Annotated in this window: 23 protein-coding genes; 6 read left to right on the plus strand and 17 right to left on the minus strand. The window is 74.7% G+C overall.

What is annotated here, in order from left to right:
• Positions 1 to 48: 48 nt before the first annotated feature.
• The 3 genes from R2S09_RS10580 to R2S09_RS10590 all read left to right on the plus strand — a co-directional run bounded on the left by R2S09_RS10580 (position 49) and on the right by R2S09_RS10590 (position 1,697).
• Positions 49 to 1,005: a polysaccharide pyruvyl transferase family protein gene (locus R2S09_RS10580; RefSeq protein ID WP_372337612.1), complete on the plus strand. Its 957-nt coding sequence runs from the start codon at positions 49 to 51 to the stop codon at positions 1,003 to 1,005.
• Between the two features lie 64 nt (positions 1,006 to 1,069).
• Positions 1,070 to 1,390 carry a DUF3040 domain-containing protein gene (locus R2S09_RS10585; protein ID WP_306184182.1) on the plus strand — a complete coding sequence of 107 codons (321 nt, stop codon included), beginning with the start codon at positions 1,070 to 1,072 and terminating at the stop codon, positions 1,388 to 1,390.
• Between the two features lie 88 nt (positions 1,391 to 1,478).
• Positions 1,479 to 1,697 carry a hypothetical protein gene (locus tag R2S09_RS10590; protein WP_372337613.1) on the plus strand — a complete coding sequence of 73 codons (219 nt, stop codon included), beginning with the start codon at positions 1,479 to 1,481 and terminating at the stop codon, positions 1,695 to 1,697.
• A gap of 197 nt (positions 1,698 to 1,894) precedes the next feature.
• Here R2S09_RS10590 and R2S09_RS10595 read toward each other — a convergent pair whose 3' ends face one another.
• From R2S09_RS10595 to R2S09_RS10650, 12 genes are all read right to left on the minus strand, one after another.
• Positions 1,895 to 2,791 (minus strand): glycosyltransferase, encoded by an 897-nt coding sequence (locus R2S09_RS10595; protein ID WP_316740560.1) that lies wholly within the window; start codon positions 2,789 to 2,791, stop codon positions 1,895 to 1,897.
• A complete protein-coding gene (locus R2S09_RS10600; protein WP_306184189.1) occupies positions 2,788 to 3,663 on the minus strand; it encodes a glycosyltransferase family 2 protein in 876 nt (291 codons plus the stop codon). The genes R2S09_RS10595 and R2S09_RS10600 overlap by 4 nt, the downstream gene beginning before the upstream one ends.
• Before the next feature lie 18 nt (positions 3,664 to 3,681).
• The gene (locus tag R2S09_RS10605; protein WP_316740564.1) at positions 3,682 to 4,656 is read right to left on the minus strand and encodes a glycosyltransferase family 9 protein; all 975 of its coding nucleotides are present in this window, start codon (positions 4,654 to 4,656) and stop codon (positions 3,682 to 3,684) included.
• A 725-nt stretch (positions 4,657 to 5,381) separates the two neighbouring features.
• Complete coding sequence (gene rfaE2, locus R2S09_RS10610; protein WP_316740565.1) at positions 5,382 to 6,800, minus strand: D-glycero-beta-D-manno-heptose 1-phosphate adenylyltransferase; 1,419 nt, start codon at positions 6,798 to 6,800, stop codon at positions 5,382 to 5,384.
• Between the two features lies 1 nt (position 6,801).
• Positions 6,802 to 7,386: an SIS domain-containing protein gene (locus R2S09_RS10615; protein WP_306184192.1), complete on the minus strand. Its 585-nt coding sequence runs from the start codon at positions 7,384 to 7,386 to the stop codon at positions 6,802 to 6,804.
• Positions 7,387 to 7,414: 28 nt separating this feature from the next.
• Positions 7,415 to 8,644, minus strand: a complete 1,230-nt coding sequence (locus R2S09_RS10620; RefSeq protein WP_316740569.1) for a glycosyltransferase — start codon at positions 8,642 to 8,644, stop codon at positions 7,415 to 7,417.
• Positions 8,641 to 9,594, minus strand: a complete 954-nt coding sequence (locus R2S09_RS10625) for a glycosyltransferase (RefSeq protein ID WP_316740570.1) — start codon at positions 9,592 to 9,594, stop codon at positions 8,641 to 8,643. The genes R2S09_RS10620 and R2S09_RS10625 overlap by 4 nt, the downstream gene beginning before the upstream one ends.
• Entirely contained in the window at positions 9,591 to 10,586 is a 996-nt protein-coding gene (locus tag R2S09_RS10630; RefSeq protein WP_316740571.1) for a glycosyltransferase family 9 protein, read from the minus strand. The genes R2S09_RS10625 and R2S09_RS10630 overlap by 4 nt, the downstream gene beginning before the upstream one ends.
• 16 nt (positions 10,587 to 10,602) lie before the next feature.
• The gene (locus tag R2S09_RS10635; RefSeq protein ID WP_316740573.1) at positions 10,603 to 11,226 is read right to left on the minus strand and encodes an HAD family hydrolase; all 624 of its coding nucleotides are present in this window, start codon (positions 11,224 to 11,226) and stop codon (positions 10,603 to 10,605) included.
• Positions 11,227 to 11,294: 68 nt separating this feature from the next.
• A complete protein-coding gene (locus R2S09_RS10640; protein ID WP_316740575.1) occupies positions 11,295 to 12,332 on the minus strand; it encodes a glycosyltransferase in 1,038 nt (345 codons plus the stop codon).
• Positions 12,329 to 13,966 carry a carbamoyltransferase C-terminal domain-containing protein gene (locus R2S09_RS10645; RefSeq protein ID WP_316740576.1) on the minus strand — a complete coding sequence of 546 codons (1,638 nt, stop codon included), beginning with the start codon at positions 13,964 to 13,966 and terminating at the stop codon, positions 12,329 to 12,331. The genes R2S09_RS10640 and R2S09_RS10645 overlap by 4 nt, the downstream gene beginning before the upstream one ends.
• Positions 13,967 to 14,218: 252 nt before the next feature.
• On the minus strand, positions 14,219 to 15,181 hold the full coding sequence (locus R2S09_RS10650) for an NAD-dependent epimerase/dehydratase family protein (protein ID WP_306184203.1): 963 nt from the start codon (positions 15,179 to 15,181) through the stop codon (positions 14,219 to 14,221).
• A gap of 272 nt (positions 15,182 to 15,453) precedes the next feature.
• On the opposite strand from R2S09_RS10650, the gene R2S09_RS10655 reads away from it, so the two are divergent.
• Both R2S09_RS10655 and R2S09_RS10660 read left to right on the plus strand, forming a co-directional pair.
• Complete coding sequence (locus R2S09_RS10655; RefSeq protein ID WP_306184205.1) at positions 15,454 to 15,894, plus strand: SRPBCC family protein; 441 nt, start codon at positions 15,454 to 15,456, stop codon at positions 15,892 to 15,894.
• Positions 15,895 to 16,339: 445 nt separating this feature from the next.
• A complete protein-coding gene (locus tag R2S09_RS10660) occupies positions 16,340 to 16,480 on the plus strand; it encodes a hypothetical protein (protein ID WP_306184206.1) in 141 nt (46 codons plus the stop codon).
• 7 nt (positions 16,481 to 16,487) lie between these two features.
• Here the strand turns inward: R2S09_RS10660 and R2S09_RS10665 are convergent, their stop codons facing one another.
• The 5 genes from R2S09_RS10665 to R2S09_RS10685 form a co-directional block, all read right to left on the minus strand.
• Positions 16,488 to 17,639, minus strand: coding sequence for an XdhC/CoxI family protein (locus R2S09_RS10665; protein WP_316740578.1), 1,152 nt, complete (start codon positions 17,637 to 17,639; stop codon positions 16,488 to 16,490).
• 56 nt (positions 17,640 to 17,695) lie between these two features.
• Positions 17,696 to 19,162 carry an NCS2 family permease gene (locus R2S09_RS10670; RefSeq protein ID WP_306184209.1) on the minus strand — a complete coding sequence of 489 codons (1,467 nt, stop codon included), beginning with the start codon at positions 19,160 to 19,162 and terminating at the stop codon, positions 17,696 to 17,698.
• Positions 19,163 to 19,381: 219 nt separating this feature from the next.
• Positions 19,382 to 21,766 carry a xanthine dehydrogenase family protein molybdopterin-binding subunit gene (locus tag R2S09_RS10675; RefSeq protein ID WP_306184211.1) on the minus strand — a complete coding sequence of 795 codons (2,385 nt, stop codon included), beginning with the start codon at positions 21,764 to 21,766 and terminating at the stop codon, positions 19,382 to 19,384.
• 1 nt (position 21,767) lies between these two features.
• Complete coding sequence (locus R2S09_RS10680; RefSeq protein WP_316740580.1) at positions 21,768 to 22,349, minus strand: 2Fe-2S iron-sulfur cluster-binding protein; 582 nt, start codon at positions 22,347 to 22,349, stop codon at positions 21,768 to 21,770.
• Positions 22,349 to 23,242 (minus strand): FAD binding domain-containing protein, encoded by an 894-nt coding sequence (locus R2S09_RS10685; protein ID WP_316740581.1) that lies wholly within the window; start codon positions 23,240 to 23,242, stop codon positions 22,349 to 22,351. Before R2S09_RS10685 ends, R2S09_RS10680 begins: the two co-directional genes overlap by 1 nt.
• A gap of 556 nt (positions 23,243 to 23,798) precedes the next feature.
• Here R2S09_RS10685 and R2S09_RS10690 point away from each other — a divergent pair.
• Positions 23,799 to 25,547: a PucR family transcriptional regulator ligand-binding domain-containing protein gene (locus R2S09_RS10690; protein ID WP_316740582.1), complete on the plus strand. Its 1,749-nt coding sequence runs from the start codon at positions 23,799 to 23,801 to the stop codon at positions 25,545 to 25,547.
• The last annotated feature ends 149 nt before the right edge of the window (positions 25,548 to 25,696 follow it).

Here is a 25,696-nt window from a genome sequence, read left to right on the forward strand (position 1 = left end):
GTAGGGGGTGGGTTCCGCCCGAGCGAGCGTGCGCGGTGCACGCGGTGCATGGCACCGGGCTCGGGAGGGCACCCGGGGCGCACTGTGCACCGGCGACAGGACGAGCCGCGGACTCTGCTGACGGGGTGGTTCAGCTTCCCGGACGGGGAGGCGACCGCCGGGGACGTGCTGGCGCTGCACCGGGTGGAGGACGTGCTGCGGCGGTCCGGGCCGGCGTACGACGTCGCCTGGAGCCCCGGGTTCCGGGCCGGCGGCCTGCATCTGGAGGACGTACGGCCCGAGCGGTACGGGTGGCTGGTGTTCGTGTGCGGACCACTGCACGGGCCGCAGATCGAGCGGCTGCACCGCAGGTTCGCGCACTGTGTGCGGATCGCGGTGGGCGTCTCGGTGATCGACCCCGGCAGCCCGGCCGTCACCGGCTTCCACCGTGTGCTCGCCCGCGACGCCCCGGCGGCCGAACCCGCCCTGGACCTGGCGGCGGGCGCCCCCGCCCTGCCGGCGCGGCCGGTGGTCGGTGTGGTCCTCACGCACGGGCAGCACGAGTACGGGCGGGCCCGCCGGCACGACGTGGTCGCCCGGGAGGTGACCGCCTGGCTGCACGGCAGGGACTGTGCGCGCCTGGAGCTGGAGACCCGGCTCGACACCCGCGACTGGCGGCTGTGCGCCACCCCCGCCCAACTCCAGTCGGTGCTGGCCCGCCTGGACCTGGTGGTCACCGACCGGCTGCACGGGATGGTGCTCGCGCTTCGGGCCGGTACGCCCGCGCTGGCCGTGGACCCCGTCGCGGGCGGCGCGAAGGTGACCGCTCAGGCGCGTGCCTGCGGCTGGCCCGCGCTGGTGCCCGCGGAGCGGCTGGCCACGGCAGAACTGGACCGCTGGTGGGACTGGTGCCTGACGTCGGGCCGGGCGGCGGCGCGGCGGCTGTGCGACGCGTTCGCGGCGGACGCCGGGCGGGACGGCGCCGAGGGCCTGCCGGCGGCACTGCGGCCGCCGCGCACCGGTTAGCACGAGGGCGTGCGGGCACTCGGAGCAGGACGCGGCAGGTAGCTCGGTCCCTGTAGGAGCAACAGTGTCGACAAGCCGACTCCCCGATCACGAACAGCGGATACTGGACGAGATAGAGCGCGCCCTGAGCCGTGACCGCCGGCTGGTCCGGCGGCTGCGCGTCTCGCGCCGCCGGGGCCCGGACCTCGCCAGAGTGGTCTCCCGGGTGGCGCGGTACGCGCCCCGGCCGTGGACGGTGGTGGCCCTGCTGGCCGTCTCCGTCGCCCTGATGACGGCGGGCATCGTCACCTCGGACCCCGGGGTGATCTGGGCCTTCGCCGTGGTGTGGCCGGTGGCGCTGTACGCCGTCCTCCGGCTGCTGTGCCGGCGAACGCGAACATCCTGAACGAGCCCGCCCCGGGCTCGTCAGCCTTGTTCGACCCGTTTGTCCACCGAGGTCGGGGGGGGACCCGCGTGGGCAGGAGGTGATGGTCGTGCCCGAGCCCGGAAGCAAGAAGTACGACGTCAAGCGCGCGAGGATGCGCAAGGAGGCGGAGCAGTCGGGTATCTCCGACCAGGACGCCGACAAGGCCGCGAACGAGGAACTCCAGCAGGACCCGAAGCTGCGCAGCAGCGGCCCGCGCACGGAACGCGGCCGGGGCCCGAAGAGCGAACGCTCCGGAAGGTCCGGCCGGTCCGGGAGGACGGGCTGAGTCCACGGTCGGCGCCGCGACGCCGAGTCCAGTGCTGTGGCCGGAAAGGCTTGCCGGGCGTCGCGAGCCGGTGAACCTTTCCGGTCGCAGCACCAGCGGCGCTGAGCCTTCGGTCCGCACCGCGGCGGGGCTTCCCGTCCCGGTGCGGACCGTCCCCTCCACACCCCGTCCGGCACACCCCGTCCGACCTACCCGCTTCAGCCCGTGTAGCGGCGGGCCTTCGACCGGCGCTGGCTGTCCTCCAGGAGCCGCAGCCGCCCCTCCACCTCGGGCGGCAGCACGCGCCGCTCGCGCAGCACCCAGGGCAGCGCGGCCGCCGCCGCGGCGAAGGCGCGCAGGGACGCCGTGTCGCGGGGCACCGTACGGGCCAGATGCAGGGTGCGGCGCAGCGCGGGCCCGGCCGGGCGGCGCAGCCAGGTGAACCACAGGGTGTTGCGGATGCCGTCCCGTCGGCGGCGGGTGGAGTCCCTTACAGGCGAGGGACGATGATGGGTCGTCAGCTGCTCGGCGTACGTCAGCCACCAGCCGTCGGCGGCCAGGTCCGCGGCCAGCAGTTCCTCCTCGCCGCCGAGCCACAGCCGTGGGTGGAAGCCGCCCGCGCGCCGGAACGCGTCGGTGCGCAGCACGGTCGCCGCGGCGAGGAACGAGCCGAGCGCCGGGCCGGGCAGCCAAGACGGCCCCGGGACGGGCGAGTTGCGCAGCTCCTCGACGATCGGGTCCTCGGTGCCGCCGGGTTCGACGAGGATCCGGGCGGTGACGGAGCCGAGCGCGGCGTGCCGGTCCAGGAGGTCGGCGGCGCCCGAGAGCGCGCCGGGCGCCCACCAGGAGTCGTCGTCGCAGAAGGCCACATACGGGGTGTGGACCTGACGCACGGCCAGGTTGCGGCCGACGGCGCCGAGGTTGCGGCCGGGGCGCAGCAGCCGTACCTGCGGGTGGTGGTGGGCCACGGCGGCGGAGGTGCCGTCGGTGGAGCCGTTGTCGGTGACGATCACCTCGGGCTGTTCGGGGAGCCGGGCGAGGTGGTCGAGGGTGCGCAGGAGTTCGGGACGCCGGTTGTGGGTGATGACCACGACGGTGGTGCGGGGATCGGTCACCGGGTGCCTCCGCGGTCCGTGTCCAGCAGACGGGCGGCGCGCTCGATGTGCGGGGGCAGGGCGCGGCGGGCGCGGAGGGCGGCGGGCAGCCGGGTGAGCGCCTCGTGCAGGGCACGCCGGGCCTGCGGGTCGCGGCGGGCGTCGGCGGCCAGGGCGCGGGTGCGGGCGAGGGCGTGCGGCAGGGGCCGGCGCAGCCAGGCGGTGAGGAGTTCGTTGCGGCGCATGACCGCGGGGCGGTCGGGGCGCGGGCCGGATGCCGGATGGTGGTGGGCGACCACGTCGGGGCAGTGGGTGACGCCCCAGCCGCGCGCGGCGAGGTCGTAGGCGAGCAGGGTCTCCTCGGCACCGAAGAAGAGCACGGGGTGGAAGCCGCCGGCGTCGAGGTAGGCGGTGCGGCGGACGACCGAGGCGCAGGCGAGGAAGCCGAGGACCTGGGTGCCGGGCAGGTCGGTGGCCTCGCCGAGCGGGGAGTCGGCGAACACCTTGTTCAGCGGGTCGGGTTCCTGCTCGGGGCCGACGAGGGTGCGGGCGGCGATCAGGCCGAGCCGAGGATGGTCGTCGAAGAGGCGGGCGGCCCGCGCCAGTGCGCCGGGGGCCCACCAGGAGTCGTCGTCGCTGAAGGCCACGTACGGGGTGTGCAGGGCGCGGACGCCGTGCGTGCGGGCGAGGGCGCCGCGGTTGAACGGCAGCGACAGGACCCGCACCTGCGGGAACTCCCGGGCGAGCAGGGCGCGGGTGTCGTCGGTGGAGGCGTTGTCCGCGACGACGATCTCGGGGTGTTCGGGGAGGGCGAGCAGGTGGCGGAGGGTGACGGCGAGGCCTGCGGAGCGGTTGCGGGTGGCGATGACCACGCCGACGGGTGCGTGTTCCATGGGTCTGGTCCACCTCGGTCAGCCCGGCGGCTCGGGGAGCGCGTCGAAGGCGTCCAGGACCTCTTCGGTGCCGATCCTGAGCAGCGCGGGGTCGGGGCCGCGGCCGTGCGGGTCGCCCTCCGGGCCGTGCCACAGGGCGCGGTGGCGGGGGTCGTCCGGGGGCGGTCCCCAGCGGCTGGGCGGGACGGGGCCGCACAGGGTGAGCGACGGGGTGGCGTGGGCGACGGCGAGGTGTGCGATGCCGGTGTCGCCGCTGACGACGGCGCGGGCGTGGGCGACCAGCGCGGAGAACCGTGCGAGGGGCAGACCGCCGCCGAAGACGTCGGTGTCGGCGAGGCGGGCCCTCTTGGCGAGGGTGGCGACCAGGTCGCCCTCGTCCGCTCCCCCGGTGACGACGACGCGGTGGCCGCGGGCGCGCAGGGCCTCGGCGGCGGCGGCGAACCGTCGTACGGGCCAGCGGCGGGCCGGTGATCCGGCGCCGGGGTGCAGCACGACCGCGCCGGGGGCCGGGGAGTGGGCGGTGGGCGGCGGGAGCCGCAGGTCGGTGGGGTCCGCGGAGACGCCGTACCACCGCAGCAGCCTGCACCAGCGGTCCCGCTCGTGCTCGTCGGCGTACCAGGGCGGCCCCTCGATGCCGGGTGTCTCCGGATGGGCGAAGGCGAACAGCCGCCCAGGGCCCAGGTCCGCGAGGAGCCGGTGGCTGGGCGGCCCGTTGCCGTGCAGGTCGACGGCGACCTGCGGGGGCGGGCCGGTCCAGTCGAGGGCGCTCGGTACGGCCCGTCCGGGCGCGGAGGCGGGAAGCAACCGGTCCACGGCCCCCGTCGCCGCCGCGAGCGGCCCGAGTCCGGCGGGCGCGGCCAGCACGATCTCATGCCCGGGAAACCCCCGACGCAGCCCCCGCAACGCCGGAACCCCGGCCAGCAGATCCCCGAGCCCGAGCGCCCGGAGCACCAGCAGCCGCCGCGCGCCGACCGCCCGGGTCCCAGCCCCCACCGCGGGCTCCCTCTCACCGGACCCGCTCGCAGGACCACCACCGACCACCGACCACCCGGCGCCGACCACCCGAGTCCCGACCCCCACCCCGGCTTCCCCCTCACCGGACCCACTCACAGGACCACCACCGACCACCGACCACCCGGCGCCGCGCGCACCCACCGACCCGCGGGCGCCGGACCCGCCCGTGGATCCGCGGCCACCGGCCACCGGCCCGCGTGCGCCGGCCGCGCCCGCGGGTGCCAGGCCCCCGGCGCCGGGCCGGTCGCCGAGGGATGTCCGGGGCCTCCCGGCACCGCGCACATCTCCGGCCCGAGGACCTTCCCCGGCTGCCGTCCGGGCCGTGGGTGGCCGCTTCCGGCGCACTCCCCCGGCGGGCACCCGGCCGCCTGTGCCGGGGGACCCGGCCGCACGGCCGCAGGCCGCACACAGCGCGCCGCGCACGTCTCCGGGCTCCGCACGCCCGAGGCCGGCCGCGCCCCCGGACCCGGACCCCGAGCCCATGGCGCCCGCGGGTGCCGAGGGCCCGGCTGCCGGGCTCGCCAGGGCGCCCACGCCTCCCCGCCCGGCCGCCGGGCGCCGCAGGCCGTCCCCGGCCCCGGTGCGGGCCGCCGCGGCCCGGGCCCCGGGCGTGTCCTCGGGCGTGGGTCGCGCGGGGCCGCGCAGGTGCCCACGCGGCCCCGTCGGCGCGTGTGCCGCCACGGGCCGCTCGGAAGGGATTCGGGTCATCGCGCGCCCTCCGCAGCCCTGGCCATCAGGGCCGTCGAGGAGCGGCCGTCGAGGTAGGGGAGCAGGACGGCCTGGCCGCCCCATTCGTCCAGGAGGGCCGCTTCGGGGAGTTCGGCGCCGGCGTAGTCGCCGCCCTTGACCCAGACGTCGGGGCGGAGTTCGGCCAGGAGGCGTTCGGGGGTGTCCTCGTCGAAGACGGCGACGGCGTCTACACAGGCCAGGGCGCGCAGCACCCGGACGCGGTCGGCGAGCGGGTTGACCGGCCGGCCCTCGCCCTTGCGGCGGCGTACGGAGGCGTCGGAGTTGACGCAGACGACCAGGCAGTCGCCGATCCTCCGCGCGGCCTGGAGCAGGCCGACGTGTCCGGCGTGCAGCAGGTCGAAGCAGCCGCCCGCGGCGACGACGGTGCCGCCGGTCGCCCGGACCTTGGCGACCAGGCCGGCCGGGTCGTCAGGGTCGTCCGGGTCGTCCGGGTCGTCCGCCGAGGGCGCGGTGCCGGCGGCGCGCGGGGGGCCGAGCAGGCCGGCCGCCCCGCCGGCGCCCACGAAGGCGGTCGCCGCGGTGACGGCGCCCTCCACGGCCTCCCCGACGAGCACGCCGTCCGCGAGCTGTCCCGCCGCCGTGGCGGCGAAGCGGTCGCCGGCGCCGCACGGGTCGCCGTGATGGGCGGCCGACACCGGCACCAGAAGGGGGTGTTCGCCGTACGACAGCAGGGCGCCGCGCGCGCCCAGGGTCACCGTGACCGCGGCGACCCGCCAGTGCCGTACGAGCGCGCAGGCCTCGTGGGCGACGGCGCGCAGGTCGCTGCGGGGCGCGTCACCGCCGCCCCGGTTCCGGTCCGCGGGCAGTGCGGCCGCGAAGCCGTGGGCCTCCGCGCGGGCCGGGGTGACCAGGCGGGTGCCCGCCACCGGCGGGCCGCCGCGCGGGTGCGGGTCCCAGACCTCCGGGGGGCGCCCGTGCAGCTCGGCCCGCAGGGTGTCCGCCGCGCCCCGGCCGTAGTCCGAGACGAGGACGGCGGAGGCGGCGGCGAGCGCGGCGCGGGCCTCGTCGGTGGCCTCGCGGGCGTGGCCGGCGCCGTGGTCGAGGCGGACGACCGGGCGGCCCTGGGCCAGGACCCGGGTCTTCTGCGGTACCTCGCCGCTCATCGGGAGCGGGACGACGGTGAGAAAGGGGTCGAGGAGCCGGCGCAGCTCCCGGCCGGCCGGGCCGTCGTCCAGGGCGGTGATCAGGGTGACGTCGCGGCCGTCGCGGGCGGCCAGGTACGCGGCGAGGGCGGCGCCGCCCGGCCGTACCCGCTCCGCGCAGTCGGCGACGACCGGGACGGGCGCGTCGGGCGCCAGCCGGTCCGCGTGTCCGGTCAGGTCGCGGTCGAGCAGGGCGTCGCCGACCACGACCAGGGGTGCCTTGCCCGTCATGTCACCTCCCGCCCCGTGCCAGCGCCGCGTCGAACGCCGCGCAGATCATGTGCACCGCGACCAGGTGGAGTTCCTGCACGGTGGCCGTGGAGGCGCCGGCCGCGCAGAGCGCCTCGTCGCTGCCCGCGCTCAGGGGGTTGGGCGCCGGCCCGGTCAGCGCCCACACACGCAGGCCGGCGGCCCGGCCCACGTCGGCGGCGGACAGCAGATTGGCGCTGGCACCACTGGTGGACAGCAGCATCAGGACGTCGCCGGGGCGGCCGTGGGCGCGCACCTGACGGGCGAACACCTCGTCCACGCCGTAGTCGTTGGCGATGGCGGTCGTGCTGGAGGTGTCGGCGTGCAGGGCGATCGCGGAGAACGGTGGCCGGTCGTCGCGGTAGCGGCCCACGAGTTCGGCGGTGAGGTGCTGGGCCTGGGCGGCGCTGCCGCCGTTGCCCGCGGCCAGCAGCCGTCCCCCGCCGCCGAGGACGGCGGCGAGCCCTTCGCCCCAGCGCTGGGTGATGTGCGCGCAGCCGCGGAACCGTCCGAGGGCGGTGAGGAGTTCGTCGCAGTGCCCGGCGACGGCCGGTGTGTCGACGCTCATGACGTCACCTCCGGGGAGTCGGTGCTCATCACGCCACCTCCGAGTCCAGTGCACCGTCGGCGGTGCCACTGGCCCGCCGGTAGACCTGTTCCACGCCGTCGGCGACGCGCCGCCAGGTGAAGCGGGCGAGGACGCGTTCCCGCCCGGCCGTTCCGCAGCGGCGGCGCAGCCGGTCGCTGCCGAGCAGTTCGCGGGCCGCGGCGGCGACGGTGACGGGGTCGGCCGCCCTGACCAGCCGGCCGGTGCGCCCGTCGGCCACCGAGTCGCGGTGGCCGCCGACGTCCGTGGCGAGAACGGGCACCGCGCACGCCATCGCCTCCAGCGGCACGATCCCGAACGGCTCGTACACCGGGGTGCACAGCACCAGGTCGGCGCCGCGCATCAGCGCGGGCATGGCGGCCGGGTCGACGGCGCCGAGGAGCCGTACCCGGTCGGCGACGCCCTCGGCCACGGCCAGTTTCAGCAGCCGTTCGGCCTCGGGTTCGGTGTGCAGCAGCTCGGCCGGCGGGCCGCCGGCGACGAGGAGTTCGGTGTGCGGGATCCGGCTGAGGGCGCGGATCGCCTGGTCGTAGCCCTTGCGGGGGACCAGCCGGCCGCAGGAGAGCAGCCGGTGGCGCTGGGCGCGGGCGGGCGCGGGGGCCGTGGCGGGGTCGGCGCCGGGGTGGAAGTGGCCGGCGTCGACGCCGCAGGGCACGACGGACACCCGGCGCGGGGAGATGCCCATGTCGGCGAGTTCGTGGACCTCGTCGGTGCAGGTCGCCAGGACGCGCTCGCAGGTGCGTCCGATCTGCCGTTCCACGCCGATGCGTTCGACCGGGCTGGTGTCGGCGCGGCCCTGGTGGCGGCGCTTGACGGTGCCGAGGGCGTGGAAGGTCTGCACGACGGGGATGCCGTGCTGGGCGGCGCCGAGCAGCGAGGCCATGCCGGACATCCAGAAGTGGGCGTGCACCACGTCGGGCCGCTCGCGGCGCCAGACGCGCGCCAGGTACGCACCGAAGGACGGCATGTGCTCGAACAGGGCGTCCTTGGGAAGGGCTTCCGGCGGTCCGGCCGGTACGTGTTCGACGACGGCGCCGCCGGGCAGCGGCACCCGGTCGGGCAGGCCCGGGGCGTCGCGCCGGGTGTAGACGGTGACGTCGTGTCCGCGGCGCGCCAGTTCCTCGGTGAGCCGGGCGACGTACACGTTCTGGCCGCCGGCGTCGACCCCGCCGAGCGCGGCGAGCGGGCTCGCGTGCTCGGACACCATGGCGATCCTCATCGGGTCACCTCCTTCAGCAGCCGCTCCCAGTCGTCCAGGAAGCGGGTCAGCCCGTAGCGGGCGAGCGCGGCGGTCCGCGCCCGCTCGCCGGCCGCGCGGGCGTGCGCCGGGTCGGCGACGAAGTCCCGTACGGCGTCGGTCAGTACGTCGATGCGGTTGGAGACCACTCCGGCGCCCGGCGGCACCGCCTCGGTGACCTCGGTGGTGGCGAGGGCGACCACGGGCATGCCGAGGTGCATCGCCTCCAGCAGGGACAGCCCGAGGGAGGTCCAGCGGACCGGGTGGAGGTACAGGCGGCGCCGGGCCATCGCCGTGTGGAGCTCGCGCTGGACCAGTTCGTGCGAGCGGCAGCGCCCGGGCGGCAGGCCGAGGTGGCCGGCGAGCCCGTCGGTGCCCATGCCGAAGACGTCCAGCGAGGCGGCCCGCGCGAAGGCGGGCAGGAGGTCGGTGCCGGTCGTACGGCCGCGCCGGATCGGCTCGTTGACGACGACCGCCGCGTGCGGCAGCTCCCCGGTCCACAGCGGGCCGGGGTCGACGATGCCGTGCTCGATCACGGCGGTCTCGGCGCCCGCGGCGTCCCACATCAGCCGGTTGAAGTGGGTGACGTGCACGAGCGGGATGTCGCCGGGCAGGCCGGCGACGGGGTGCCGGGTGTCGGGGACGTCTCCGTGGGGGGCGTTGTGCTCCAGGTACACCATGGGCGGGCGGCGCCCCAGCCACCGCCGTACGAGGTCGTACTCGTGCGGGCGCTGCAGGACGACGAGGTCGACGTCGGCGTCCCGCAGACGCTCCGGCGGGAGTTCGATCACCGACTCGGGCCAGTCGAAGGTGCGGGCGCGGCCGAGGCCGTCGGGGCCGCGGCCGGGGGTGACGGGCACGAGATAGGTGTGCGGGCCCTGGACGAACGCGGTGGTCCAGGAGCCGTGCACGTGCCAGATGAGGATCATCACGTCGTCATCACCTTCTCCACGGCGGCGAGCACGTCGTGCACGGTCACCGACTCCAGGCATGGGTGCCCGGGCACCGGGCAGGTCCGGGCACGGCTGCCGGCGCAGGGCGCGTCCTGGTTGCCGAGCAGCACGTACGGCACTCCGTAGGGGCGCCAGCGCTCGGCGGGGACGACCGGCGCGAACAGGGAGACGACGGGGGTGCCGACCGCGGCGGCCAGGTGCGCGGGCCCGGTGTTGCCGGTGACGACCGCGCCCGCGCCCGCCAGGACACCGGAGAGTTCGGCGGCTCCGGTGCGTCCGCCGAGGTCGAGCCCGCGCCCGCAGGCCACGTGCGAAGTCAGGGCCTTCTCCCCGCGGCCGCCGGTGACCACCACCCGGTGTCCGGCCGCGGCGAGTTCGCGCACGGCCTGCGCGCAGCGCTCCGGGCTCCAGGCGCGCGCGGGGACGCTGGCGCCCGGGTGCAGCACGACGTACGGCTCGGGGCCGGTCAGGCCGGTGGTGTCCGGCGGGGGCAGCACCCGCAGCCGTCCGTCGTCGGCGCGCGGGAAGCCCGCTGCCCCGGCGAGGTCGAGCGCGGCCTCGGCCTCGTGGGCGTGCGGGGCACGCCGGTGGCGTACGTCGAGCAGGGAGCCCGGGTAGTCCACGCTGTCGGCGGCGATGTGCGGGACGCCGGCCAGGCGCAGCAGCAGCGCGGTGGGCAGCGGGGACTGGTGGTGCGAGGTCAGCACGAGGGCGGTCTCGGCGTCGAGGGAGGCGAGGGAGTCGAGCAGCTTGTCGGTCTCGGCGCGGTCGACGGGCGGCGGCTCGAAGGAGGCCCAGGGCGCGTCCCACACGAGGATCTCGTCGACGCCGGGCAGCAGCCGGGCGGCGGGTTCGCCGCGCGGCCCGCACAGGAGGGTGACCTGTTCGGCGCGGGCGGCCACGGCACGGACGGCGGGCCCGGCGAGCAGCACGTCGCCGAAGCTGTCGAGTCGGGTGACCAGAGCCTTCATCGCGGCCTCCGGGTCTTCATCGCCGCCTCCGGCCTGCTCGTCCGGGCGCGGGACGCCCGGGGGCGGTGGTGGCGGGGGCGGCCTCGGCGGGGTGCTCGCCGGTCAGGTCGCGGCCCCACGGCGGGCCGGTGAGCACGGCGCGCGCGGCCGTCAGCAGGTCCGGGGCCACATGGTCGGCGGCGGCCGTCTCCCGCGGGCGGGTGACCGGGGTGGGGACGAGGATGCCGTGGGCGCCCGCGCGGCGGGCGGCCTCCATGTCGGCGCCGATGTCGCCGATCACCACGACGGCGTCGGGCGGGGTGCCCATCCGCCGGGCCGCCCGGAGGATCAGACCCGGCTCCGGCTTGCGGCAGCGGCAGCCGTCGCCGGGGCCGTGCGGGCAGACGGCCCACGCGTCGAAGGGGCCGAGGAGTTCGTCGACACGCTCGTCGACACGACGGACGTCCGCGGTGGAGATCAGCCCACGGGCCACGCCGGACTGGTTGGTGACGACACCGGTACCGATGCCGCCCGCGCGCAGCAGCTCCACGGCCTCGCGGGCGCCCTCGACCGGGCGGACCCGTTCGGGGTCGCCGTTGTAGGGGACGTCCTCGACGAGGGTGCCGTCCCGGTCGAACAGCACGGCCCTGACCGGGTGCACGGACCCGCCTGGGTTCACGGGCCTGACCGGGTGCACGGCCCTGACCGGCTGCACACGCCCGACCGGGTTCACGGGGCCACCTCCTGCCAGGCGGGGGCGGCCCGGTGGCGCCACATCCCGCTCAGCCAGTGCCAGCTGGCGGCGGGCGGGATGAGGACGCTGGTGACGGCCATGGTGGTCACCTCGTACCGGGTGCGCGGGCCGGGCGCGATCCGCGCCCAGGCGAACTCCGCGGTGCCCGCCGCCCAGCCGAGCCCGGCGACGGCGGCGGCCCGCCGCCCCCCGGCCGCGGCCAGCGCGCAGGCGGCCACGCCCGCGGCGGTGACGGCGAGGTGGGAGCGGATGCGTCCGCGCGGGGCGACCGCCTTGTGCCACCAGTCGGGGCCGTGCAGACGCAGCATCAGCGCGTCGTCGGCGTTGCCGCGTTGGGCGCGCAGGGACACCCAGCGGTCGGCCGGGCGGACGGGGTGGCGGGTGGTGCGGCGGCCCTGGCGGATGCGCCAGCCCGCGTCGAGGACGCGCAGGGCCAGGTCGGCGTCCTCGCGGAAGGCGCGCCGGAAGCGTTCGTCGAAGCCGGCGACGTGCTTGAGGGCGTCGGTGCGGTAGGCCATGTCGGCGGTGATCCAGCGGGCGCGGGCGAGAGCCGCGGTGCCCCGTTCCCAGTCGGTGGGCCGGCGTTCCCCGGGCAGGGGGACGGCGATCACACCCTGGACGGCCGCGGTGTCGGGGCTCGCCTCGGCCAGGTCCTGGACCAGCTGGTCGCACCAGTGCGGGCCCACCTGCACGTCGTCGTCGAGGAAGGCCACCCAGGGCGTGGTGACCGCGCGCAGCCCGGCGTTGCGGGCGGCGGCCGGTCCCCGGCCGCCGCTGGTGAGCACGGTGGTGCGGGCGCCCAGGTCGCCGAGCACGCTCAAGGGGTGCTCCAGGGCGTCCGGTCCGGGCTCGGGCCGGTCGTCGACCAGCACGATCTCGTCCGGCTGGGGGCCGTGCGCGGCGGCCAGCGCGGCCAGGCAGTCGGCCAGGGTGTCCCGCGCCAGGGTGGGGATCACCACGGCGTAGGCGGGTCCGGTGGTGCGGGGGCCGGCGGAGCTGTCGGGGCGGCTCACCTGTACGCCCTTCCCCTGCGCACCGCGTACGGTCCGATCGCCAGCAGGTCGACGGGCGCGGAACCGAAGCACTCCAGCGCGTCGCGCGGGTCGTCGACCATGGGCCGGCCGGCGGTGTTGAGGCTGGTGTTGACGACGACGGGCAGCCCGGTGCGCCGCTCGAAGCCGCGCAGCATGCGGGCGACCAGCGGTTCCTGCCGCTCGTCGACGGTCTGGATGCGGGCGGTGCCGTCGACGTGCACCACGGCGGGGACACGGTCGCGCCAGTCGCGGTGGACGTCGTGCACGAAGAGCATGTACGGGCTGGGCAGCGGCCCTTGGAACAGTTCGTGGGCGCGTTCGGCGAGCACCATGGGTGCGACGGGCCGGAACTCCTCGCGGCCCTTGACCCCGTTGAGCCGTTCGAGGTTCTCGGCGCGGCCCGGGTGGGCGAGCAGGGAGCGGTGGCCGAGGGCGCGCGGGCCGTACTCGCTGCGCCCCTGGAACCAGGCGACGATCCCGTCGTGGGCCAGCTCCTCGGCGACCGCCTCGGCGATGTCGCCGGGCCGCTCGTAGGGTACGGCGGCCCGCTCCAGCCATCCGCGCAGCTCGTCGTCGCCCCAGCTCCGTCCGAGGTCCGCGCCGGGCATGGGGGCGGGGACGTCGCCCTCGCTCGCGGCCAGGTAGAGGGCGCCGCCGAGCGCGGTGCCGGCGTCCCCGGCGGCCGGCTGGACCCAGATGTGCCGGTAGGGGCCCCGGGCGGCGATCTTCGTGTTGGCCACGCAGTTGAGGGCGACCCCGCCGGCCATGGTGAGCGCGTCGCCGCCCGCCTCGCGGTGCAGCCAGTGGACGAGTTCGAGGAGCACCTCCTCCAGGACCGCCTGGCAACTGGCGGCGAGGTCGGCGTGCTCCTGGGTCCAGGGCTCGTGCGCGGCGCGCGGCGGGGCGAGGGCGGCCCAGTCGACCCCGTGGGCGCGGAAGCCGCCGTCGCCGGAGGCGTGGACGTGCGTGCGCAGCCGGGACAGGAACCGGGGCTTGCCGTAGGAGGCGAGCGCCATGACCTTGTACTCGTCGCTGCTGCGCAGGAAGCCGAGGTGGTCGGTGAGCTCCTCGTAGACCAGGCCGAGGGAGTCGGGCAGGGCCTGTGCGGCGAGCGTGTCGAGCTTGTCGTCGTGGAAGCGGCCGGCGAGGTGGGAGGCGGCCTCGCCGCGGCCGTCGAGGACGAGGACGGCGCTGTCGGGGTGCGGGGAGGCGGGCCCGGCGGAGGCGGCGTGCGCGATGTGGTGCGGCACGAAGACCACCTTGGCGGGGTCGAGTCCGGGCAGCGCCTCGGCGAGGAACTCGGGGGCGCGGCGCGCGTACTCCAGGCGCAGCGGGTCCCAGGGGTCGAACAGGCCCATGTCGGCGGCCGGACGGGCCAGGGCGGGGTCGAAGGAGTAGGTGACGGCGTCCAGTTCGCCGGGCCGGACGCCCGCGTGCTCCAGGCACCAGCGGGCGGAGCGTTCCGGCAGTTCCCACGCGGAGAACGGCACCGGGCGCTTGCCGTGCTTGCGTCGGCTGAAGCGCTCTTCCTCGGCGGCCGCGACCGTGCGGCCGTCGACGACGAGGGCGGCGGCCGGGTCGTGGAACAGGGCGTTGATACCAAGGATCCGCATGGGGGGGCTCCGTCCCGTTCGGCGATGGTTCAGCGAGGGGGACCGCTCGGTGCGCCGGGCACTTCGGGCTTCTGGGTGCCGCGGCTCAGCTGTCTCAAACACGTGAAACCAACTGATGCCGGGAGAAGCCGAATATTCGCACTATGTCAGCATTTACACACTCAAAGTGAAGGATGCTGGCCAGGAGGCGGCAGTACGGTTCGGGACACCGTGGTCTACTGCTGCCGCGAGTCTGCTGCTGCCGCGGCGGCCTCAGGCGGCGGCCGCGCGGGCGAACCAGCCGACGGTGCGTTCCAGCCCCGCGCTCCAGTCCACGCGCGGCTGCCAGCCGAGCCGCTCCCGGGCCAGCCGGGTGTCGGGCCGGCGCCGTGCGGGGTCGTCGACGGGGCGGTCGACGAACCGGATGCGGGAGGCGGAACCGGTCAGCTCCACGATCCGGCGGGCCAGCTCCAGCACAGTGATCTCCTCGCCGCCGCCGATGTTCACCGGGCCGGTCTCCGCGGAGGCGGCCAGCGCGAGGACGCCGTGCACCGTGTCGTCGACGTAGCACAGCGACCGGGTCTGGCTGCCGTCCCCGGCGACGGTGAGGGGCGCGCCCTCCAGGGCCTGCGCGATGAAGGTGGGTACGGCACGGCCGTCGCCGCTGCGCATCCGGGGGCCGTAGGTGTTGAAGATGCGGACGATGGCGGCGTCGGTGCCGCGGGCCGCCCGGTGCGCGGTGACCAGGGCCTCGGCGAAGCGCTTGGACTCGTCGTAGACGCTGCGCGGGCCGACCGGGTTGACGTTGCCCCAGTAGCTCTCTCGCTGCGGGTGCTCCAGCGGGTCGCCGTAGACCTCGGAGGTGGAGGCGAGCAGGAAGCGGGCGCCGTCGGCGCGGGCGCGCTCCAGGGCGTTGCGGGTGCCGCTGCTGCCGGCGTCGAGGGTCTGCAGCGGCAGCCGCAGATAGTCGGCGGGCGAGGCCGGGCAGGCGAAGTGCAGGACCAGGTCGAAACGCCCGGGCAGGCCGCGCAGGACGTCGGGGTCGGTGGCGTCCGCGCGGACGAAGCGGAAGCCGCGCCGCCGCTCCAGTTCGGCGATGTTGGCGTGGGCGCCGGTGGACAGGTCGTCCAGGCACAGCACGCCGGTGCCGGAGTCGAGCAGCCGCGCGCACAGATGGGATCCCACGAAGCCGGCTCCACCGGTCACCAGCGCCCGGCGCCAGTTGCGTCCGCTCACGGGGCTCTCCTCCCTCTCGCCTTCACTTGCGTGTCGGCTGAGTAACCGCGTGGCCGTACGGGCACACATCGACCCCCATGGGCCGGCCGGACGGCCATCGATTACTTGTTCGACTCCATGGGGTGCCGCGTCTGCTCGGTGGCGAGGTCGCGCCGGTAGCCGATTCCGGGCCGCAGCCGCTGAGGGGCCGGCATGGCCGCGAGCGTACGGCCGGGCGAGTGACCCGTGAACGAACCTGCCGGTGCGGGGCCCCGGTTGCCTACGATCATCGCGTGGTCGACTTCTTCCTCGAACGTACGGCACCGCTCCCCCTCGACGAGGCCTGGCGGCGGCTCACCCGATGGCACCGCCACGGCGACGGGGTCCCGCTGACCCGTGTCACGGTGGTCACACCCGGACCGACCCGTGAGGGCACACGGCTCGTGGCCCGTTCGGGGATCGGCCCGTTCGGTGTCGACGACCGCATGGAGGTGACGGTGTGGCAGCCGCCGACCGGGGACGAGCCGGGCCGGTGCCGCCTGGAGAAACGGGGCCGCGTGGTCCTGGGCTGGGCGGAACTGGAGGTACGGCCGGGCCCCGGCGGCCGCACCCGGGTGCGCTGGCACGAGGAACTACGGGTGCGTTTCCTGCCACCCCTCTTCGACCCGATCCTTCGGAGCGCGGGGCGTACGGTGTTCGGGCGGGCGGTCAACCGGCTGCTGCGAACGCCTTGAGCCGGGAGACAAGTGAAGGCTGTTGCAGCTCCTTGACCTCGGCTCTGACCGCGGTCCCGTGAAGCTCCAGGTCAGGACAAGCGACGAAACCACCCCCGGACGGCAACAGAGCGTTGGCCCGGAAGGGTCCGCTCCGCCCTTTGACCGGTCTTGGTCGCGACCGCCGAAGGACCGGGCGGACCCGCTTCACCTACAACAGCCGGCTCGCGGGCCGGGAACCATGGCCTGCCCGCACGGTCGGATCTCGGGGGCGGCGGTCGGTCTCCTTCCTGCCCCGCAGGCGTGCGGTGGGCCCGTGGCGGGCCGAGGGTGGTGTCGGGGTGGAGGGGGTCCGGGGCGAGCGGTGCCCGTACCAGGCGTTCCGGGTCGGTGACGTGGTGTGGGGCGTGCGGTTCCATCCCGAGACCGAGCCCGGAGCGCAGCTCCGGGTGTTACGGCGAACGCGTTGGCGCGCTACAGCGTCGACCGGGACGCGCCGCACCGCGCGGCGGTACGCGACGCCCCGTCCGCCGCGCCGGTACGGCAGGCGGTGGCGGGGCGGTTCGCCGGGATGGTCACCAAGGGTGGCCGTGCGCCCGGCGCCTGACCACAGTTCAGGCCACTGAACCGATCCGGGACGCCGGCGCCGTCGCCTGGTCGTGGTGGATCGGGGTGTGGGCGCCGGTGAGCGAGACGCCACTGCCGCCGCGCCGGGCGGCGACGATCTCCGCGGCGATGGACACGGCCGTCTCCTCCGGGGTGCGGGCGCCGAGGTCCAGGCCGATCGGGGACCGGAGGCGGGCCAGCTCCAGCTCGCTGACGCCGACCTCGCGCAGGCGTTCGTTGCGCTCGAGGTGGGTGCGGCGGGAGCCCATCGCGCCGACGTACGCCACCGGCAACCGCAGCGCCAGCTTCAGCAGGGGGACGTCGAACTTCGCGTCGTGGGTCAGGACGCAGAGGACCGTGCGGCCGTCCACGTCCGTGCGCTCCAGGTATCTGTGCGGCCACTCGACGACGATCTCGTCGGCCTCCGGGAAGCGCGCTCTGGTGGCGAAGACGGGGCGGGCGTCGCACACCGTGACGTGGTGGCCGAGGAACTTGCCGGTGCGCACCAGCGCCGAGGCGAAGTCGATCGCACCGAAGACGATCATCCGGGGCGGCGGCACCGAGGACTCGACGAGCACGGTGAGCGGGGCGCCGCAGCGGGAACCCTGCTCGCCGATCTGCAGGGTGCCGGTGCGCCCGGCGTCCAGGAAGGCGGCGGTCTCCGCGGCCACGGTGCGGTCGAGCTCCGGATGGGCGCCGAAACCGCCCTCGTGGGAGCCGTCCGGGCGCACCAGCAGGGCCCGGCCCATGAGTTCGGACGGGCCGGACACGATCCGCGCGACCGCCGCCGCCTCCCCTCGGGCGGCGGCGGCCAGCGCGGCCGCGAGCACCGGCCGGGCCGGAGAGCCGGCCCGTACCGGTGTGACCAGGATGTCGATGACGCCGCCGCAGGTCAGGCCGACGGCGAAGGCGTCCTCGTCGCTGTAGCCGAAGCGCTCCAGGACCGGCTCGCCGTCCTCGAGAGCCTGTTGGCACAGTTCGTACACCGCCCCCTCCACACAGCCGCCGGAGACCGAACCGATGGCCGTTCCGTCGCTGTCGACGGCGAGGGCCGCGCCCGGTTGCCGGGGCGCGCTGCCGCCGACCGTGACCACGGTCGCCACGGCGAAGTCACGGCCCTGCTCGACCCACCGGTTCAGCTCCTCGGCGATGTCCAGCATCTGTCGGTCTCCTTGGCATCACGTGAGCGGTCGGGTGAAGGGGGTTGCCGGACGGGTCAGTGCACGCCGAGCCAGCCCTCGACGGGATTCAGGGCGAAGTAGACGAGGAAGATCACCGACAGCCCCCACATGAAGGCGCCGATCTCCCGGGCCTTGCCCTGAGCGATCTTGATGATCGTGTACGAGACCACGCCGGCGGCGACGCCTGGCGTGATGGAGTACGTGAACGGCATGATCACCACGGTCAGGAACACCGGGACGGCCGTGGCGCGGTCGCCCCAGTCGACGTGCCGGGCGTTCATCATCATCATCGCGCCGATGACGACGAGGGCCGCGGAGGCGACCTCCGACGGGACGATCGCGGTGATCGGGGTGAAGAACAGGCAGGCCGCGAAGAACAGACCCGTGACGACGGAGGAGAAGCCCGTGCGCGCGCCTTCCCCGACGCCCGTCGCGGACTCGACGAAGACGGACTGGCCGGAGCCGCCCGCGACACCGCCGATCACACCGCCGGCGCCGTCGATGAACAGGGCCTTGGACAGGCCCGGCATACGGCCCTTGTCGTCGGCGAGGTTCGCCTCGGTGCCGACGCCGATGATGGTGGCCATGGCGTCGAAGAACCCGGCGAGGACGAGGGTGAAGACGATCACCGTGATCGTCATGACGCCCACGTCGCCCCAGCCGCTGAACGACACATGGCCGAAGAGCGAGAAGTCGGGCATCGACACGGGGCTGCCGTGCAGTTCGGGGGCGCCGTTCACCCACTGCTTGGCGTCGATGACACCGGCGGCGTTCAGGATCGCAGCGACGACGGTGCCGCCCACGATGCCGATGAGGATGGCGCCGGGGACGTTGCGGGCCTGGAGTGCGAAGATCAGCAGGAGCGTGGCCGCGAAGAGGAGGACCGGCCAGCCGGCCAGCTCACCGCCCGGGCCGAGGATGACGGGGCCGCCGCCGGGGGCCGGGTTGCGGCCGACGAAACCGGACTTGACCAGGCCGATGAAGGCGATGAACAGGCCGATGCCCATGGTGATGCCGTGCTTGAGCGGCAACGGGATCGCGTTCATGATCATCTCGCGCAGGCCGGTGACGACCAGCAGCATGATCACCACACCGTAGGCCACACACATGCCCATGGCCTGAGGCCACGTCATGTGGGGCACGACCTGGGTGGCGATGACACCCGACACGGAGAGTCCGGCGGCCAGGGCGAGCGGCACCTTGCCGGCGAACCCCATGAGCAGAGTGGTGAACGCCGCGCCGAGCGCGGTCGCGGTGATCAGGGCCTTCTGGCCCAGGGTGTCACCCGCCACGTCCTTGCCGGACAGGATGACGGGATTGAGCAGCAGGATGTACGCCATCGCCATGAAGGTGGTGACGCCACCGCGCACTTCACGCGCGACGGTGGATCCCCGCTGGGATATGTGGAAGTACCGGTCGAGCCAGGACCGTCCCGCCGGGACGCGGCTGCCCGCGCCCGCGTCTTCGGCGGTGGTCCTGGGCTCCACTGACTGCTGGGTCATGGGGCCATCTCCCAAGGTTCATAGGGGCACCCGTGTGGAAGCCTTCCGGGGCACGGGATTTGGGAATGGACGACCCGGGGGACGGCCCGAGACGAACCTCACTGCTGGTACTTCAAGACCGCGAGCGGAGCGGAGCTCGAAGAGGTGGGGGGTGCTCCGGGCGGCGTGGTGGAGTGTGACGTTCCGTGTGCCGCCCGGAGGGCTTTCAGCGTTCCTCGCTCACGCCTTGCCGGTGAGGTGCTCCGGACGGACGGGTGTGCGCGGGAGTTCCAGCCCGGTCGCGTTCCGGATCGCCGCGAGGACGGCCGGCGTGGACGACAGGGTGGGGGCCTCGCCGATGCCGCGCAGCCCGTAGGGGGCGTGCTCGTCGGCGAGTTCGAGCACGTCGACCGGGATGGTCGGCGTGTCGAGGATGGTGGGGAGCAGGTAGTCCGTGAAGGAGGGGTTGCGGACCTTCGCCGTCTGCGGGTCGACGATGATCTCCTCCATGACGGCGATGCCCATGCCCTGGGTGGTGCCGCCCTGGATCTGCCCGATGACGGAGAGCGGGTTCAGCGCCTTGCCGACGTCCTGGGCGCAGGCCAGTTCGACGACCTTCACCAGGCCGAGTTCGGTGTCGACCTCGACGACGGCGCGGTGCGCGGCGAAGGAGTACTGGACGTGGCCGTTGCCCTGGCCGGTGCGCAGGTCGAACGGCTCGGTCGGCCGGTGCCGCCACTCCTCCTCGACCTCCACGGCCTCGTCCTCCAGGACGTCCACCAGGTCGGCGAGGACCTCGCCGCCGTCGGTGACGACCTTGCCGTCCTCCAGGAGCAGTTCGGCGGTGGCCCAGGCGGGGTGGTACGTGCCGAACTTGCGGCGGCCGATCTCCAGCACCCGCTCGCGGACGAGTTCGCAGGCGTTCTTCACGGCGCCGCCGGTGACGTACGTCTGCCGGGAGGCGGAGGTCGAACCGGCCGAGCCCACCTGCGTGTCGGCGGGGTGGATGGTCACCTGCGCGACGCCCAGCTCGGTGCGGGCGATCTGCGCGTGGACGGTGACACCGCCCTGGCCGACCTCGGCCATGGCCGTGTGCACGGTGGCGACGGGCTCGCCGCCGACGACCTCCATGCGCACCTTGGCGGTGGAGTAGTCGTCGAAGCCCTCGGAGAAGCCGACGTTCTTGATGCCGACCGCGTAGCCGACACCCCGTACGACGCCCTCGCCGTGCGTGGTGTTGGACAGACCGCCGGGCAGCTGCCGTACGTCCGGGCCCTCGGAGCTCTCCCACTGGCGCTCCGGCGGCATGGGCATCGCCTTGACCCGGCGCAGGAGCTCGGCGACCGGGGCCGGGGAGTCCACCGGCTGCCCGGTCGGCATGATCGTGCCCTGGCTCATGGCGTTGACCTGGCGGAACTCCACCCGGTCCATGCCGACGGCGTCGGCGAGCTTGTCCATCTGCGCCTCGTAGGCGAAGCACGCCTGGACCGCGCCGAAGCCGCGCATGGCGCCGCAGGGCGGGTTGTTGCTGTAGAGGGCGATCGCCTCGATCTCGACGTCGTCGACCTCGTACGGGCCGATGGACAGCGAGGAGGCGTTGCCGACCACCGCCGGGGACGCGGAGGCGTACGCGCCGCCGTCCAGCACGATGCGGCACTTGACGTGGGTGAGCTTGCCGTCCTTGGTGGCGCCGTGCTCGTAGTGCAGCCGGGCCGGGTGGCGGTGGACGTGCCCGAAGAAGGACTCGAACCGGTTGTAGACGATCTTGACGGGCTTGCCGGTGCGCAGCGCCAGCAGACAGGCGTGGATCTGCATCGACAGGTCCTCGCGGCCGCCGAACGCGCCGCCGACGCCGGCCAGGGTCATCCGCACCTTGTCCTCGGGCAGGCCGAGCACGGGCGCGATCTGGCGCAGGTCGGAGTGGAGCCACTGGGTGGCGATGTAGAGGTGGACGCCGCCGTCCTCCTCGGGCACCGCGAGGCCGGACTCCGGGCCGAGGAAGGCCTGGTCCTGCATCCCGAAGTAGTAGTCGCCCGTGACGACGAAGTCGGCGCGCCTCGCGGCCGCGTCGGCGTTGCCGCGGATGATCGGCTGGCGGTGGACGATGTTGGGGTGCGGGACGTGACCGGCGTGGTGGTCGGTGCGGTTCTCGTGGACGAGGACCGCACCGGGGGCGGTCGCGGAGGCCTCGTCGGTGATGACGGGCAGCTCCCGGTACTCCACCTTGATCCTGGCGGCGGCGCGGCGCGCGGTCTCCGGGTGGTCGGCGGCGACGAGCGCGACCGGCTCGCCGTGGTGGCGGACCTTGCCGTGGGCGAGGACCGGGGTGTCCTGGATCTCCAGACCGTAGTGCTTGACCTCGGCCGGCAGGTCGTCGTACGTCATCACGGCGTAGACGCCGGCCGTGGCGAGCGCCTCGGAGGTGTCGATCGAGACGATCTCGGCGTGGGCGACGGTGGAGCGCAGGATCTGGCCCCACAGCATGTCCTCGTGCCACATGTCCGACGAGTACGCGAACTCGCCGGTGACCTTGAGGGTGCCGTCCGGGCGGAGCGTGGACTCGCCGATGCCGCCCTTGGTCTGCGAACCCTGTGTGATCTTCGTAGGTGCGCCGTTGGCCGGCATGTCAGACCCCCTCGGACTGCCGGGCGGCCGCCAGGCGGACCGCGTCCATGATCTTCTCGTAGCCCGTGCAGCGGCACAGGTTGCCCGACAGCGCCTCGCGGATGTCCGCGTCGGTCGGGTTCGGGTTGCGCTCCAGCATCTCGTCGGCGGCGACCAGCAGACCGGGGGTGCAGAAGCCGCACTGGACGGCGCCGGCGTCGATGAACGCCTGCTGGACGGGCGAGAGTTCGGTGCCCTCGCCGGTCTGCGAGTCGGTGCCCTGGGCCTGCCGGCGCCGCACCTCGTCGAGCGAGGCGCTCTTGGTGCCGCAGGAGTCCGTGCGGCACGCGCGCTGCTTGGCGTACTCCGCCAGCCCCTCGACGGTGACGACCTCGCGGCCCTCGACCTGGCCGGCCGCGACCAGGCAGGCGCAGACCGGCACGCCGTCCAGGCGGACCGTGCACGAGCCGCACTCGCCCTGCTCGCAGGCGTTCTTGGAGCCGGGCAGGCCGAGGCGCTCGCGCAGGACGTACAGCAGGGACTCGCCCTCCCAGACGTCGTCGGCCTCCTGCGGACGTCCGTTGACGGTGAAGTTGACGCGCATTACGCAGCTCCCTCCGAGGCGTTGCGGGTGCCGCGGTACGACTCCCAGGTCCAGGTCAGCGTCCGGCGGGCCATGACGCCGACCGCGTGGCGGCGGTAGCTCGCGGTGCCCCGGACGTCGTCGATCGGGTTGCATGCGGCGGAGCACAGCTCGGCGAACTGCTTGGCGACCGACGGGGCGATGATCTTTCCGTTGTCCCAGAAGCCGCCCTCTTCCAGGGCCGCGTTCAGGAACTCCTCGGCCGCGCGGGCGCGGACGGGGGTGGGGGCGGCCGAGCCGATCCCGGTGCGGACCGTGCGGGTGCCGGGGTGCAGGGCGAGGCCGAAGGCGCACACCGCGATCACCATGGCGTTGCGGGTGCCGACCTTGGAGTACTGCTGCGGGCCGTCGGCCTTCTTGATGTGCACGGCGCGGATCAGCTCGTCGGGCCGCAGCGCGTTGCGCTTCACACCGGTGTAGAAGTCGTCGACGGGGATCAGGCGGGAGCCGCGCGCCGCCGACTCGACCTCGACCTCGGCGCCCGCCGCCAGCAGGGCGGGGTGGGCGTCTCCGGCGGGAGAGGCCGTGCCGAGGTTGCCGCCGACGCCGCCGCGGTTGCGGATCTGCGGGGAGGCCACCGTGTGCGAGGCGAGCGCGAGACCCGGCAGCTCGGCACGGAGGTCTTCCATGATCCTGGTGTAGGGCACCGAGGCGCCCAGCCGCACGCTCTCCTCGCCCACCTCCCACTCGTAGAGGTCGCCGACGCGGTTCAGGTCGAGGAGGTACTCGGGCCGGCGGTGGTCGAAGTTGATCTCGACCATCACGTCGGTGCCACCCGCAATCGGCACAGCGGTGGGGTGCTCGGCCTTCGCGGCGAGCGCCTCCTCCCAGCTGGCGGGGCGAAGGAAGTCCATGACCGGCTCTCTTCTTCGTCTCGTGGGTCGTACAGATTGAGCCAATCCGTGTGCGGCGGGCCAGGCTCGTTCATGTGGTGGTAGGGACCTGCCCGGCAGATCCTGCCGGACACGCGGGGTCTGACACGCGCATCTGCGGCGTTGTCGTCAGTCGCCGACGCTCCGCGTCGACTCCCTCCTCCGCCTTGCATCTGCACGCGCCAGACCCCGCTCCCGTTGCTCGGCGGGAAGCCGTTTCCCTCCTCCGGCATGATCTGCCGGGCAGGCCCCTACGTGGAGTGGCCTCAGTAGACCGCCGACTGCTCCGCCGGAGTCAGTCACCGAAAACATGAAGGGTTTGGCTGGCCAGCGCGGACATCTTGTAGATTCGTATGAACGGAGGTCCTCGGCAACCTCTTGGTTTCCCCCTGGAAACAGAGGCCACGGCCCCACCCGCGGCGGAGCTGCCGTCCGGCCGTACGCCGGGTCGGTGACACCCGTCGTCCGGCCGCACGGGCCGGATCCTCGCCCACAAGATTCATCGTAGTTTTCGAGACAAAGAACGGCGGCGACGAGAATGCGGCTGCGCGCACTACTGGACACCGATGCGCTGGGCCTGAAGCTGCTCGGCGGCGAGGAGGAGCTCGACCGCACCGTCCGGGGCGTGATGACCACCGACCTGCGCGACCCCAGCCGCTATCTCTCCGGCGGTGAGCTGGTGCTGACCGGCCTGGCCTGGCGCCGTGGCCCGGCCGACTCGGAGCCGTTCGTACGGATCCTGGTGCAGGCCGGGGTCGCCGGGCTGGCATCCGGCACGGCGGAGCTCGGCTATGTTCCGGACGATCTGATCCTCGCCTGTGCGAAGCACCGGCTGCCGCTGTTCGCGGTGGACGAGTCGGTGGCGTTCGCGACGATCACCGAGCACGTCGTACGGCAGGTCTCCGGCGAGCGGGCCGGCGACCTCGCGGCCGTGGTGGACCGGCACCGCCGGATGATGACCTCCGGGCCGGCCGGCGGCGGCCCGGACGTGGTACTGGACCTGCTGGGCTCGGACCTGGACCTGCGGGCCTGGCTGCTCTCCCCCGCCGGCCGGCTGATCGCCGGTCCCAGGGTGGCCGGCCCCGCCCTGCCCCCGGGCGTGTGCGCCGAGCTCGCCGCCGAGCACCTGGCGGCCGGCCGTACCGGCCGGCGCGGCCCGCACCGCGTCGCGCTCGGCGGGACGACGTACTCCCTGTTCCCCATCCGCAGCAGCAGCCGCTCTCCGCAGACCGCGCCGGACCTGCGCGAGACGGTGCTGTCGGAGTGGCTGCTGGCGGTGGAGGCCGACGCGGGCGACTGGCCGGAGGAGCGGCTCGACCTGCTGCACGGCGTCACCCAGCTGATCGCGGTCGAACGGGACCGCAGGGACGCGGCCCGCACGGTGCGCCGCCGGCTGGCCCAGGAGGTCCTGGAGCTGGTCCAGACGGGCGCGCCGCCCGCCGAGATCGCCGCCCGTCTCAGGGTCGCGGCGCCCGTGCTGCTGCCCGGCCTCGGCGCGGCCCCGCACTGGCAGGTGGTGGTGGCCCGCGTCGAGTGGGACGACGCACCAGGCGTGCCAGGCGTACCGGGCGGCCCCGCCGGGGTCCCGGCCGAGGGGCCCGGCGGGCGACGGCCGGGCGGCACGGCCGACGCCGGACCGGTGGCCCAGTCGCTGCTGGAGGAGATCCTCGTGGACCCGCTCAGCACCGGACCCGAGCCCTCCGACCGCATAGCGGTCGCCCACACCGGCGGCGAGGCCATCGCCCTGGTGCCGCTCCCCGCCGTCTCCAGCGAGCACGACGGCTCGGAGTCCGGGATCCTCGCGGACGCGCTCCTGGAGGCCGTACGGGACCCGCTGTCGGCCGGTCTCGACGACGACGGGCGGCTCACGCTCGGCGTCAGCGCGGCCGTGCACTCGGCGGAGGGGTTGCGCGGGGCGCTGGAGGAGGCCCGGCACGCCCGGCGGGTCGCGGCGGCCCGCCCGGGACGCGTCTGCGCGGCCGGCCACCAGGAACTGGCCTCCCACGTCCTGCTGCTGCCCTTCGTCCCGGACGACGTGCGCCGCGCCTTCACCGCCCGCCTCCTGGACCCGCTGAAGGACTACGACCGCCGGCACCGCGCCGAACTGATCCCGACCCTGGAGGCGTTCCTCGACTGCGACGGCTCCTGGACCCGCTGCGCGACCCGTCTCCACCTGCACGTCAACACACTGCGTTACCGGGTCGGGCGGATCGAGCAGTTGACGGGACGTGACCTTTCACGCCTGGAGGACAAGCTCGACTTCTTCCTCGCACTGCGCATGAGCTGAGGTCAGGGCGGTCGACGGCGGCCGGCGCCGCCACCGCCGACACACCAGGACTTTGTGAAATCCTTCACCCACCCTCTTGGCCGGGCCGCGGAATTCGTGCTGAGATGCCGCCACCACTCAAGGCTCGAAGGCGTGCTCGGGGAGGGCAA

It is taken from the genome of Streptomyces sp. MK7 (genome assembly GCF_032658145.1).
GTDB lineage: Bacteria > Actinomycetota > Actinomycetes > Streptomycetales > Streptomycetaceae > Streptomyces > Streptomyces spiralis.